At 32.7% G+C, this 11,762-nt stretch carries 12 protein-coding genes and 1 pseudogene; 8 read left to right on the forward strand and 5 right to left on the reverse strand.

Annotated elements, in window-relative coordinates:
* Nucleotides 1-324 precede the first annotated feature (324 nt).
* The 3 genes from AAYQ05_RS10425 to AAYQ05_RS10435 all read right to left on the reverse strand — a co-directional run bounded on the left by AAYQ05_RS10425 (nucleotide 325) and on the right by AAYQ05_RS10435 (nucleotide 4,238).
* Nucleotides 325-1,950, reverse strand: coding sequence for a tetratricopeptide repeat protein (locus tag AAYQ05_RS10425; RefSeq protein WP_343543155.1), 1,626 nt, complete (start codon nucleotides 1,948-1,950; stop codon nucleotides 325-327).
* A gap of 100 nt (nucleotides 1,951-2,050) precedes the next feature.
* Nucleotides 2,051-2,962 (reverse strand): YybH family protein, encoded by a 912-nt coding sequence (locus AAYQ05_RS10430; protein ID WP_343543157.1) that lies wholly within the window; start codon nucleotides 2,960-2,962, stop codon nucleotides 2,051-2,053.
* Nucleotides 2,963-3,173: 211 nt separating this feature from the next.
* Nucleotides 3,174-4,238 (reverse strand): NAD(P)H-dependent flavin oxidoreductase, encoded by a 1,065-nt coding sequence (locus AAYQ05_RS10435; RefSeq protein WP_343543159.1) that lies wholly within the window; start codon nucleotides 4,236-4,238, stop codon nucleotides 3,174-3,176.
* Nucleotides 4,239-4,484: 246 nt separating this feature from the next.
* Here AAYQ05_RS10435 and AAYQ05_RS10440 point away from each other — a divergent pair, with 246 nt between their 5' ends.
* The 3 genes from AAYQ05_RS10440 (at nucleotide 4,485) to AAYQ05_RS10450 (ending at nucleotide 6,172) form a co-directional block, all read left to right on the forward strand.
* Nucleotides 4,485-5,078 (forward strand): hypothetical protein, encoded by a 594-nt coding sequence (locus tag AAYQ05_RS10440; protein WP_343543160.1) that lies wholly within the window; start codon nucleotides 4,485-4,487, stop codon nucleotides 5,076-5,078.
* A 126-nt stretch (nucleotides 5,079-5,204) separates the two neighbouring features.
* Nucleotides 5,205-5,690, forward strand: a complete 486-nt coding sequence (locus tag AAYQ05_RS10445; protein WP_343543161.1) for a GNAT family N-acetyltransferase — start codon at nucleotides 5,205-5,207, stop codon at nucleotides 5,688-5,690.
* Between the two features lie 2 nt (nucleotides 5,691-5,692).
* Nucleotides 5,693-6,172 (forward strand): MarR family winged helix-turn-helix transcriptional regulator, encoded by a 480-nt coding sequence (locus AAYQ05_RS10450; protein ID WP_343543163.1) that lies wholly within the window; start codon nucleotides 5,693-5,695, stop codon nucleotides 6,170-6,172.
* Here the strand turns inward: AAYQ05_RS10450 and AAYQ05_RS10455 are convergent.
* The gene (locus AAYQ05_RS10455) at nucleotides 6,169-6,525 is read right to left on the reverse strand and encodes a winged helix-turn-helix transcriptional regulator (RefSeq protein ID WP_035690806.1); all 357 of its coding nucleotides are present in this window, start codon (nucleotides 6,523-6,525) and stop codon (nucleotides 6,169-6,171) included. The two genes, AAYQ05_RS10450 and AAYQ05_RS10455, sit on opposite strands and share 4 nt — an antisense overlap.
* Nucleotides 6,526-6,634: 109 nt before the next feature.
* On the opposite strand from AAYQ05_RS10455, the gene AAYQ05_RS10460 reads away from it, so the two are divergent.
* The 3 genes and pseudogenes from AAYQ05_RS10460 to AAYQ05_RS10470 all read left to right on the forward strand — a co-directional run.
* On the forward strand, nucleotides 6,635-7,267 hold the full coding sequence (locus AAYQ05_RS10460; protein WP_343543166.1) for a nitroreductase family protein: 633 nt from the start codon (nucleotides 6,635-6,637) through the stop codon (nucleotides 7,265-7,267).
* 269 nt (nucleotides 7,268-7,536) lie between these two features.
* Complete coding sequence (locus AAYQ05_RS10465; RefSeq protein WP_177209854.1) at nucleotides 7,537-7,914, forward strand: hypothetical protein; 378 nt, start codon at nucleotides 7,537-7,539, stop codon at nucleotides 7,912-7,914.
* A gap of 286 nt (nucleotides 7,915-8,200) precedes the next feature.
* Nucleotides 8,201-8,647, forward strand: a pseudogene (locus tag AAYQ05_RS10470) (transposase); the annotation flags it as partial.
* A 210-nt stretch (nucleotides 8,648-8,857) separates the two neighbouring features.
* Here the strand turns inward: AAYQ05_RS10470 and AAYQ05_RS10475 are convergent.
* Nucleotides 8,858-9,376 (reverse strand): hypothetical protein, encoded by a 519-nt coding sequence (locus tag AAYQ05_RS10475; RefSeq protein ID WP_343543171.1) that lies wholly within the window; start codon nucleotides 9,374-9,376, stop codon nucleotides 8,858-8,860.
* A gap of 310 nt (nucleotides 9,377-9,686) precedes the next feature.
* Here AAYQ05_RS10475 and AAYQ05_RS10480 point away from each other — a divergent pair, with 310 nt between their 5' ends.
* Both AAYQ05_RS10480 and AAYQ05_RS10485 read left to right on the forward strand, forming a co-directional pair.
* Nucleotides 9,687-10,445 carry an AraC family transcriptional regulator gene (locus AAYQ05_RS10480; RefSeq protein WP_343543173.1) on the forward strand — a complete coding sequence of 253 codons (759 nt, stop codon included), beginning with the start codon at nucleotides 9,687-9,689 and terminating at the stop codon, nucleotides 10,443-10,445.
* Between the two features lie 30 nt (nucleotides 10,446-10,475).
* The gene (locus AAYQ05_RS10485) at nucleotides 10,476-11,666 is read left to right on the forward strand and encodes an FAD-dependent oxidoreductase (protein WP_343543175.1); all 1,191 of its coding nucleotides are present in this window, start codon (nucleotides 10,476-10,478) and stop codon (nucleotides 11,664-11,666) included.
* Nucleotides 11,667-11,762: the final 96 nt, after the last annotated feature.

Genomic DNA, 11,762 nt, shown 5'->3' on the forward strand with positions numbered 1-11,762 from the left:
AACCACAAAAGCAAGTTCTTAGAATCAATTCGGCGGTTGATTCTTAGAACTTGCTTTCGTTATTTTTTGTAAAATTTTTAAGAGCGCGCTCTTTTTTGTTTTTGTTTCTTCCAAAAGCTCTTCAAGGCTTTTCTTCGGTTCTTCTTTTTTTGTGGTATTCATCAAACGTATTTATTACAATCGTTTGGTAAAAGTAGAACGCAACTGTTAGGCTCAAAAAAAAAGGACTAATGCAAAAACACTCGTAGGTAAAAATGTATCACCAAAAAAACACTCATTTCATTTTAAACTTAACAAAATCAAAACGTTATATTAAAGTTTAATTTACATGTTTTCTGATTTAAAAGAGTTTAGATAAGTGGAAAGATTTACTTTTTCGTTGGTCAAATCGAACTTTTTACGCAATCTGGTTCGGGCATTTTCTATCGACTTGAACGATTGTCCTGTAATTTGAGAAATTTCTTTTGTAGTTAAATCTAAATATAGCAGCGCGCACAGTCGACGCTCTTTTGGAGTAAGTAAAGGATAATCGATGGTCAATTTATCGAAGAATGATTTATGAACCTGCTCAAAACTAATTTCAAATTCTTGCCAAATATCGGTATTCAAATCTTTTTCAAGACGCTTTAACACAATATCAATTGCCTGCTGTAATTCTTTATTCGGTGTTTTGAGTTTGATTTTTTTAAGATCCGTCAGGATTTCATTGATATTGTCTGTTCTATGTATTTCTGACATTGCCTTGCCAACCAAAACCATATTCTTAGCCTCTAGACTTTGCTTCAATTCCTGCTCTTTTGCTTTTAGCTTTTCCTTTTCTAGCTGATTGGTAATATTTCGGTTTCGATAACGAATCAGCAAAAGAATCAAAGTCAAAATTCCGATTACCAATATTAACCCAACTACATAATATTTAAACCTAGTTTTCTCCTCGACTAAAGTTCGAATCTGACTTCGCACTTTATAATCTTGCTCGAGTCTTATTCTTTCCAGATTTACAGCTTTCTGCTCAATATTAATGCTGTCGCTAATCTCATTATACTTCTGAAAATAATGAACCGCATTTTTATAATCTTCTTTCCCTAAATAAGCCTGATACAACAATTTATTCATTCTTAACCCAGCAAAACCAAATTCATTGCCTTTTGACAATTCTAAGGCCCTTTTGGCATTTAGAATCGCTTCATCTAGTTTTTTTTCTTGAAAATTATATTCCGAAAGCGACTCATAAGTAAAAGCTTTTAACGATTCATTGATAGAAGCATCAGTTAAAGAAAAGGCTTTCTCAAAATAAAAATCCGCATTTTTATGATCTTTTTTTAATCCGTAAGCTCTAGCCAAATTGGTATAAACGTAAACCTTTAAAGTTTTATCCTTCAATGTTTTTGCAATCGCATCGGCTTTGTGATAGTAATAGAGCGAAGAATCTAAACTTTTACCCAAGTAAGTTGTACCAATGTTGTTTAAGATTTTTACCAATTTATCAGACTCATTCTTAGATTTTTGGTAACGATATACTTTCAGGAAATATTCAAGCGCTTTCTGTTCATTATTACTTTTGGCATAAATAATGGCAAGATTATTTTCTACTCGAGCAATTTCATCTACAAGATTATTGCTTTTGTAAATCTCATAGGCCTTTAAATAATACTGCAAAGTAATATCTATAACATCTTTTGCGTCGTAGATTTTAGCCGCTTTTGCATAAACTTTCGCTAATGTTAAATCGGTTTTCTCTGTTTTTTTTGCCTCCGCTTCAGCCAATTCAATATATTTTAAAGCTCTTTCCCAATCCGAATCTTGAAGCTTGGAAGCAATTTTGAGCGCTAAATCCACTTTTTTCTCATGATTATCGATAGTATTTAAACTATCAATCCATTCTTTTGTTGAAGATTGTGGATAAATATAAAAAGTGGTAAGAATAAAAAATATGCAAAGTAATCGACCCATCGTGTGTAAAAATGATAAAGATGGGGGCAAAATTATAGAAAATTATCAGCAATTAACAACAAAAAGATAAAATAAACATTATTCTGAATAAACTCAAAAGTTAATCATGATTTACGATTTGGCGAAAAAGCAGTAATGTTCCGTTATTATCTTTTTTCCAAACGTTCATGCTTTTTCCTTTTACATTTCCGTGATTTTCACCGTCATGCCAATCCACACTATAAAAACCAAATTCTATAATTGCTGTTCTAGCATAGATAATTCCCGAAGTCAGAATCGAAATCTTGTCAATACTTAATGTTCCGGGTTTTTCATGTTCCATAAAATAGTCTGTAATTTCTTTTTCACCAGAAAGAATTGGTGTGTAATACGTTAGGTACATGGCATCTGGCATAAACATTTTGGCATGTTCTGCTCCTTGCCTATTTTGAACGAACTCTTTAATGGTTTTATTTCGTTCTTTAACTTCAGATGCTAATTTGTCTGAGACGCTGTAAACTTCTGTTTCTGGAACAGAGGAATCATCAATATTAGGAATATTTCTATCATCAAAATTGCTTGACGAGCCCCAGATTTCGGCAGCAATTGTTACAGGAAGACTTTTTTGCGAAGGTTTTTTCCATAAAACCGCATATTTTCCAATATATGAGAATGGATTTTGTTCGGTTAGATTTAAGGTTTCATCAAAAGTTCCAATTTCCAGAATATAGTTCCCAAAATCTTGCAATTCCAGAATTTTTCTTTCGAAAGAAGCAATTTTTGCCTGAGTAAGCCATTGTTTGTAAAAATCTTCAATCGCTTTTCTGCCCACTCGCTGTCTACTATGCTCTGGCATAAATACGGTTTGATCGGTGTAAGCTTTTACCAAATCGCCCCTACTTCCTTTTATAAAAGCGCTGGCAAATGAAGAATTGTACTCTTCAATCTGTTTCTTAATAACCGAATCGATTTTATTTCCCTGAGCAAAAGCACTGAATGCAAAAAGGAAAAAGATAAAACTTAACCTATTCATATTTGGCTTATTTAATTGAACAACTAATATACAAAATATTATTATTCAACAACTTACAACAAAAATAGATACAAAAAAAACTCCAATTAATTATTTTTCATTCTTTAAATAATTTAAAAAAATCACAAATCTTTGTCGAGTTTCTCCTGAAGATTTCTCCTTCGTCGAAATGACAAATAGTGCGTTTTTGAACCATTTCTAAACTGAAATTTCAGATAAAATTTTCTGTTTCTTCTATTAAGTTTCGGATAATAATTTCAGTTGAAACTTCACTATAACTGCCAATTGACTGTCCGGCCCAAATACTAACAAAATCAGTCTTTTGTTCTATTTTTGCTGTTTTTCTGAGCTCTGCAGTCAGTTTATTTTGATACGGATACGGTAGCACAAACTCAGAATTTTCAATTTCTTTTATAAAAGCATTTCGAATTCCGCGCGCGTATCTTCCTGTAAAACTTTTGGTTAATACAATTTCATTTTCTTTTAAATTTCTAAGACGGTCCTTTTCAAAATCCTGCAAGGCACTTTCAGCAGACCCTAAAAGCAAACTTCCAATCTGGAAACCATCTGCGCCCAAAGTTTTAGATGCTAGCAACGTTTTTGCGTTATAAATTCCGCCAGCATAAATAACAGGCGTATTTACAGTTTCAGTTACTTGAGAAAGCAACGATAATCCTCCAATCTGCGGAATCGTTTCCTCTAAAAAACTTCCGCGATGGCCTCCTGCTTCAATACCTTGTACACAAATAATATCAATACCACTATTTTCTAACGCAATAGCCTCTTGAACCGAAGTACAAGTTCCAATTAAAAGCACTTTATTTTCTTTTAAAGTCAAAATACTTTCGTTATCCAAATTTCCAAAAGTAAAACTCACAATATTGCAGTTTCCCAATAAGATAGCTTCAATCTGATCGTGATAATCAGTGAGTTTGATTTCGTTTATAGGTGGGAAATCGGCTTTAATCCCCGTTTTCTCAGCAAACTTTTCCAAATGATTTTTCGTTTTAGCATAATCAGCTTCCAATTTTGGTGTAATTGGATCTATTGTATGGACAAAAATATTTACGGCAAAAGGTTTATTGGTTAATTTCTTTGTAGCCCTAATTAATTCAATACATTTTTCCGCAGGAAGATCGCCTAATGCCAGCGATCCCAAAGCTCCAGCATTACTTGCAGCCGCAACCATTTCTGGAGTTGTTACGCCCAACATTGGCGCTTGTATTATCGGATAATCCGTTTTAAATAAATCAGTCAAAACATTTTTCCATTCCATGTTATTTCATTTTTATTTGAAGAGAGATACCTTTTAAAACAGTAGGATCTTCAAAATTTCAAGAGAACATAAAGATAAGTCAGTTTCGGCAGAAAATATTAGATTTTTGCTCACAAAGAAGTTAATTTTTAGACAAAAAAATCTTAACGATGCAATATTTGGTTTCATAAAATGTTTATATATAAAAGATTATGATGCATCTAATTTTTTTTAGTCAATACCACACAAGATTAATAGTACAAAAACATGAAAAAAATATTTTTTATAATTGCCTTTGCTTCCTTTTCACTGCACAGTTTTGCTCAAGAACTTGATAATAAATTCAAATCGATTCCGGCAAAAAAATCTCCAGTAAAAGAAGTTATTCCGCCAGCAGAAGCTGCTCCAAAAGAAAATCCGCCTGCACCTATAGAGAAGCCTGCACCATTACAGGTCAATCCAGACGAATTATTTAAAAATACAAACCTTTATAAGCCAGAAGCTAATGTTGAAGGGATATTCTATAGAAGAAATCAATTCTTAGGCAATTTCAACACAACTGCGGTAACTTCTACTATAATGTACCGTGATGCCGCTTTTGTAGACGGCGATAAAGTAAAAGTATATTTGAACGATAAAGTTATTGAGCCTGAAGTCTTTTTAAATGGAGATTTTAAAAGCGTCAAAATAAACTTGGAAAAAGGAATTAATAAAATTGATATTGAAGCTTTAAACGAAGGTTTTGCTTCTCCAAACACAGCCGAATTCAAGGTGTATGATGATAAAGGCCAAGTTATTTCGTCTAGCGAATGGAATGTTGGAACGGGATATAAAGCTGTTATTGTATTAGTTAAAGAATAAAATCAGAAATAAAAAATTGTAATAAATCATAAAAAACACTTAAAACTGCTGAGTTCGGCAGTTTTTTTCTTGCATATATGTAGTCAACTACGTAGTTTTGTACTGTTATTTAATTTTTGAAATACCATGCAGATTCAGCCCATACAAAATGAGTACGAAAACCAGATCGTAGATTTGATTTTAAACATTCAGCAAAAGGAATTTAATGTTCCTATTACTTTAGAAGATCAGCCCGATTTACAGGATATTGCAAACTTTTACTATAAGCCAGGCGGAATTTTTCTCGGCGCGTTTATAGACGAAAAACTTGTTGGTACTATTGCTCTCGTAAAATTTAGTAAAGAAGGCGGAGCTATCAGAAAAATGTTTGTAAAGAAAGAATTTCGAGGAAAAGAGTTCAATATTGCACAGCATTTATTGGAAGAGTTGATTAAATACAGTAAAGAAAATGGAATTCAAGACTTATACTTAGGAACGGTTTCTATTTTGCAGGCGGCATTACGTTTTTACGAAAAGAACAATTTTATTACCATACCAAAAGAAGCACTTCCTGTAGATTTTCCGTTAATGAAACCTGATAATGTTTTTTGTCATTTAAAATTAAATCCATAGCAATGAATATAATTGACGAAATTGGCATTTTGGCCATATCAACACGTTTGCAGCGCTTGAGCGAACAATTACGCAAAGACGGCGCACAGATTTACAGTTATTTTAATATAGATTTTGAACCAAAATGGTTTCCAGTAATTTATACTCTGCATGTAAAAGAAATGCTGAGTGTGGTTGAAATTGCCAGCGAAATTGGCTACAGCCATCCTTCGACCATCAGTTTACTAAAGGAACTGGAAAAAGAAAAACTTATCAGTTCTAAAAAAGACAAGCAAGACGAACGCAAGAGATTGATCATTTTAACACCAAAAGGAAAAGAACTGGTTGCCAAAATGCAGCCTGTTTGGAGTATTATGACAAAAGTTTTAAACGAAATTACCAATACGCAAAATAATCTTCTGCGAGCAATTGAAGAAGCAGAACAAAATCTGACACGCCAAAGTTTTTTCCAGAAAGCAATTGAACTAAAAGACAAAGACTAATCTTTTCCTGTAATTTTCTTTCTATGGTTGTGTCCCCACTTTGCTAGAGAATCTATCACTTCTTTTAAGGTGTGTCCGTATTCTGTTAACTCATACTCAACCGTAACAGGTTGCGTGTTCAAAACTGTCCGGGTGACCAATTGATTTTCTTCTAGATTTTTTAGTTCCCTGCTAAGCATTTTTCCAGAAATGCCTTCCACTTCTCTTAATAGATCGGTAAACCTCAATGTATTGAAGCATAAAGATGCTATAATAGAAATTTTCCATCTTCCGTTTAAAATATACATGGCGTCATGCACTGCCATAATATGCTGATTGCACGATTTTTTATCGTGTATTGGTTCTTTTATCATATCCTGTTAGTAAGTTACCTCGATGTTACAGTTACTTTTGGTAATCTGATGACAAAAATACACTTAAGTTTTTTTACATTTGAATACAATTTTAATCAATTTAAAAAAAATGGCCTTAATAGATGCACTAAAGTGGCGTTACGCTACAAAAAAAATGAACGGACAAGCGGTTCCGCAAGAAAAAGTAGATTATATTCTTGAAGCTGCAAAGCTAGCTCCTTCTTCTTCTGGTTTACAGCCTTATAAAATCTTTGTTATTACAAACCAAGAGCTTAAAGAAAAGCTAAGAGCGGTAAGTTTCGACCAAAGCCAAGTTACTGATGCTTCTCACGTTTTGGTTTGGGCTGCATGGGATGGTTATAATTTAGAGAAAATTTCTGCTGTATTTGACAAAACAATTGCTGAAAGAGGAATTCCTGCTGATGCAATGGACGAGTACAAACAAAGACTTTGGGGAATGTACGAACCTCTTGGACAAGAATGGCATGCTAACCACGCTGCAAAACAAGCTTATATTTCGTTTGGTATTGCAATCGCTGCTGCTGCCGAACAGCAAGTAGATTCAACTCCAATGGAAGGATTTATTCCTGCTGAAGTAGATAAACTTTTAGGTTTAGGCGAACTTGGCCTAAAAAGCGTTTTAGTTTTACCTCTTGGTTATAGAGATGATGCAAATGACTGGTTGGTAAATCTTAAAAAAGTAAGAACTGCTCAAGAAGAATTTATAACAGAAATCAAGTAAAAAATTAATTTTTGCTTAAATAAAAATGCTTTTGGAATGGCACAACAGTGCTTTTTCAGAAGCATTTTCAGTTTAAATATTTCATTTTCAAAACAAAAACAAATTCAGTTTGCAAGAATAAAAAATGGGTTTTAGAACACTTATGTTATTTTTTAATTATTGCATAAAAAAAGGTACATATTACGGATAATTAAATAATATTGTATCCCTAATTTTGCCTTTATCCAAAACAATTCAATCTTATTTACAACATTTAAAATTCTAACATTATGTCTGATTTTTTAACGCAATTTGGGGAAGACCTAAAAAAGAACGTCCCAGGTTTTATTGCCGTTTCGGTAGCTGAAATCGCGAGCGGTATGTCCTATTATTCTCAATCTGTTGTCGCAGATTTTGATCCAGAATTGGCATCTGCATACAACCTTGAAGTAGTTAAAGCAAAAATGAATGCTATTAAAGCTCTAGGATTAAAGGGTCAGGTTATTGATAATATCATGATCACGTTAAGTTCTCAAATTCACATTATCGATGTTTCTGATAATCAGGAATACTTTATTTATTTAGCGGTAGACTCAACTAAAGCTAATTTAGGTATGACAAAATCTATCCTTAATAAGTATAAAAAAGAGATTGCAGCTAAATTATAACACAATTTTGCCCCTGATAAAAAGGAATATTCAAGAGCTGAATATTCCTTTTTATTTTTTAAACCTATTTATAAAACCTGTCGCTCTTTTGGAGCTTTATATTCTTTGCGCTATTTCTTTCTATACAAATTTCGCCTCTCTGAGGATGTTCTAAAATAAAAACAATCTTTTTCTAGAAACACATCTCTCCAAGAAATCACAAAAAACCTTTCTATTTTTATATAAATTGTTATTCGGTTCTTTTAAAATAATCTATATTTCGAAATGTTAACAAGGAACTGTATAAATGGAATTACGCGCTTATTTCGAAAAATATTCTGATGAAGCAACCTGCATTGAAGAGCTCAAAAACAAACGTTTAGAAAACGGACTTTTGTGCAGAAAATGCGGGCACGACGTACATTCTTTCAGACAAAATGATTTAAAATTTCAGTGTCGAAAATGTGGCAGCCGAACTAGTCTTCGATCTGGAACTGTAATGGAAAACTCTAATCTTCCTATTCGTTATTGGATGATCTGCATTGAATTGATGACGCTTTCGCATAGAAAAATATCGATTCTTAAAATTCAATATTTGCTTGGCCATAAAAGATACGAGCCGATCTGGCTGATGGTTCAGAAAATACGTCTGGTAATGAAAATTAGAGATGAGAAATACCGATTAAGAGCTTACTCCGAATTTGACCCCGAATTTCTTCAGAAAATAGATAAACTTGCCATGCAGAAAAAAAAAGCAAAAACTGAATGATGGTGAGATGTGAAATGTGAATGGTGAATGGTGAATGGTGAATTGTGAAACGCAAAACTTAAATAAAAATAGCCACAGATTACAAGATTAAAATGATTATTTAAAATCTGTGTTAATCTTATAATCTGTGGCTAAATAATTTTATTATTATGATTGCTTTGGAAAATTCACAATTCAACCATTCACCATTCACAATTATTTTTTCTTGTTCTTTTTAGCTTTAGATCTTTTTGCTTTGTTTTTAGCGATCTTTTTTGCTTTTGCTTTTTCCTTAGCTTTTTTAGCTTTTGCTTTCTTTTTAGCTTTAGCTTTTAGTTTTGCTTTTTTAGCTTTCTCTTTCTTTTTGTCTTTTGCTTTTTCTTTTTTCCTAGCAACAGCTTTTTTCTTTTTCTCTTTTTTCTCTTTTTCCTTTTCTTTTTCTTTCATTTTTTTACTCTTTTTAGATTTTGGCTGATTTTCGTTTTCTTCAGATGTTTCTTCTTCAGCCTCAGATGAAATTTCTTCTATTTGTGTTGATTCTTGCACTGTTTCCTCTACTGCATTATCCTCTTTTTCGGCTACTTTTTTTGGAGCTCTTTTAGGTTTTGGTTTTGCTTCTGGAGTTTCAGCAGATTCTAAAACTGGAGCCTCTTTTTGTTCGATTTCATCATTTGAAATAACCGAAACAGCTTCTGCCTCCTGATTGATTTCATCAACAAGTATTTCTTTTGCCATTATTCTGTTAATTTTAAGAAATTGATTAAATTTATTTTTAATTAAACTAATTTTTAATGTTATTAAATCATTAAATTAACATCAAAAAATAATAAACAAAGATAGATTGAAAAAGACATTCGCCAATGTTAAGTTTTTCATTGCAAGAAAAAACCACATCTAATACACTAAAAAACAACAACTTACCCAATGTCAAGTTTTTTATCACACTTTTTATTGAATTCGAAAGTCTCTTGTAAGCTTTCTATAAGTGGCTCTTTTAATAGAAATAAAGTACATTTTGTTTAATTTCACTTTAAAATTTGATAAAATGCATCAAGATTTATCTTATCAATACATTAAACCCAACAAAAACCTTTCAGATTTTGTGGATAGTTTTTGGTGCATGGAAAATAAATCGGATGAAAAACTGGAAACAATTGGTCTTCCTGACGGTCGAATTGATTTATCGCTTATAAAAACAGCTGAAAACCCTTTTCAAATTAGACTTCTGGGTTTAGGAACACAACAGTATGAAAAAGGAATAATTCCAGCTAACAGTTTGACGTTTGTGATTAGTTTTAAACTTCTTGCTGCTGAATATATTTTTCATGAAAGCATTGCTGATCTTTTAAATTCAGGAAAAATATTCGAATCTGGCTTTTGGGATTTCGAAGAAAGTGATCTGGAAAATTTTGAATTGTTCTGCGAAAAAGCAACTTCAAAAATCAACTCCTTATTAATAAAGGAAGTTGATCCCCGAAAGCAAAAGCTATTTCACCTTATTTATGAAACTCATGGAGCAATGACTATAAAAGAGTTATCTGAACAATCTAGCTGGAGCAGTCGTCAGATTAACAGGTATTTCAATCAGTATTTCGGAATTTCATTAAAAGGATATTGTTCGATTCTTCGTTTTCGCGCTTCATTGGAGCATATTGCAAAAGGGAAATTGTTTCCTGAAGAGAATTTTTCTGACCAAACACATTTCATTAAAGAAATCAAAAAAATATCGGGCTCGCTTCCAAAAGAACTTTTTCAAAACAAAAACGACCGATTTATACTATTATCGGCTCTTTCATCACAATAATTTTGCAACATAGATTTTAAATACAAAACTATGTTACTTAAAGATAAGAAAGTCGCTATTATTGGCGGCGGAATGGGCGGTTTACTATTAGCTCGTCTTTTACAATTGCAAAATATTAATGTGAAAGTCTACGAAAGAGACCTCAACTCAGAAGTACGTGTTCAAGGTTCTCCTCTAGATTTGCATGAAGATTCGGGTTTGATAGCCATGAAACATGCCGATTTATTGGACGAATTTTATAAAAACATTCGCCCTAGCGCCAGCAAAGCTCGAATTGTGAATCAGAATTTCGAATTAAAATTTGACGAACATGCTATTCAGAAAAACGTTTCTCAAACAAATTCAAAAAACAATCAAGATTCACTTCAGGACATTTCAAAACCGCGTCCAGAAATAGACCGTTCGGTTCTTCGCAATATTTTATTGAATTCTCTCCTGCCAGAAACCATTGTTTGGGACAGTCAATTTATTTCAATGGAAAAAGAAAATGAAGGCTGGAGATTGTATTTCAAAAACGGAACAGGTGTTTATGCCGATCTGGTTATTGCCGCAGATGGTGCAAATTCTAAAGTGCGTCCTTATATAAGTACAGAAAAGCCCATTTATTCTGGAATCACGATGATTGAAGGCACTATTTATAACGCCGAAGAAAATGCTCCAAAACTTTTTAAGTTTTCGAAAGGCGGAAAAGTTCTTGCCATGGGAAATGAACAAACCATTATGTACGGCACAAAAGGAGATGGTTCGCTGATGTTTTTACTCAGCAGCAAAATTCCTGAAAACTGGATCGTCGAAAATGGTTTGGATTTTAATGACAATCTGCGGATTTTTGAATGGTTTAAAGAAGTTTACAAAGATTGGAGTTCTGAATGGCACGAGCTATTTATGAGTAAAGAGTTGTATTTTATTCCGCGTCCGCAGTATTATTTTCCGTTTAATCAATCTTGGAAAACACAAGAAAACCTAACTATTATTGGCGATGCAGCTCATAGAATGCCTCCTTTTGCAGGAAAAGGCGCCAATCTAGCTATGCTTGATGCTTTTGAATTGGCAGATTGCTTAACGAACAATCTTTTTTCTGACAGGAGAACTGCTATTTCTTATTTTGAAAATCGTATGCTGGAAAGAGCATCAAAGGCGTTAGCCGATACTTTAAACAACAGTGAAGAGCTTCATTCAAAAAATGCTTTAGAAAGATTACTTGCAATATTTAACCGATAGAATAAAACTTAATTATTTTTATTTCAAACACTTACATTTTTTGTTTAAATTTACAAGTATCGGAAAAGCGTAATTTTAAGTAATTATACGCCAATA

Origin of the sequence: Flavobacterium movens, assembly GCF_039581425.1 — a bacterium.
Taxonomy (GTDB): Bacteria; Bacteroidota; Bacteroidia; order Flavobacteriales; family Flavobacteriaceae; genus Flavobacterium; species Flavobacterium luteolum.

Bases quoted from the DNA above. Each gene is read 5' to 3' on its own strand.
- AAYQ05_RS10425 (WP_343543155.1), bottom strand. From the start codon at position 1,950: ATGGGTCGATTACTTTGCATATTTTTTATTCTTACCACTTTTTATATT.
- AAYQ05_RS10430 (WP_343543157.1), bottom strand. From the start codon at position 2,962: ATGAATAGGTTAAGTTTTATCTTTTTCCTTTTTGCATTCAGTGCTTTT.
- AAYQ05_RS10435 (WP_343543159.1), bottom strand. From the start codon at position 4,238: ATGGAATGGAAAAATGTTTTGACTGATTTATTTAAAACGGATTATCCG.
- AAYQ05_RS10440 (WP_343543160.1), top strand. From the start codon at position 4,485: ATGAAAAAAATATTTTTTATAATTGCCTTTGCTTCCTTTTCACTGCAC.
- AAYQ05_RS10445 (WP_343543161.1), top strand. From the start codon at position 5,205: ATGCAGATTCAGCCCATACAAAATGAGTACGAAAACCAGATCGTAGAT.
- AAYQ05_RS10450 (WP_343543163.1), top strand. From the start codon at position 5,693: ATGAATATAATTGACGAAATTGGCATTTTGGCCATATCAACACGTTTG.
- AAYQ05_RS10455 (WP_035690806.1), bottom strand. From the start codon at position 6,525: ATGATAAAAGAACCAATACACGATAAAAAATCGTGCAATCAGCATATT.
- AAYQ05_RS10460 (WP_343543166.1), top strand. From the start codon at position 6,635: ATGGCCTTAATAGATGCACTAAAGTGGCGTTACGCTACAAAAAAAATG.
- AAYQ05_RS10465 (WP_177209854.1), top strand. From the start codon at position 7,537: ATGTCTGATTTTTTAACGCAATTTGGGGAAGACCTAAAAAAGAACGTC.
- AAYQ05_RS10475 (WP_343543171.1), bottom strand. From the start codon at position 9,376: ATGGCAAAAGAAATACTTGTTGATGAAATCAATCAGGAGGCAGAAGCT.
- AAYQ05_RS10480 (WP_343543173.1), top strand. From the start codon at position 9,687: ATGCATCAAGATTTATCTTATCAATACATTAAACCCAACAAAAACCTT.
- AAYQ05_RS10485 (WP_343543175.1), top strand. From the start codon at position 10,476: ATGTTACTTAAAGATAAGAAAGTCGCTATTATTGGCGGCGGAATGGGC.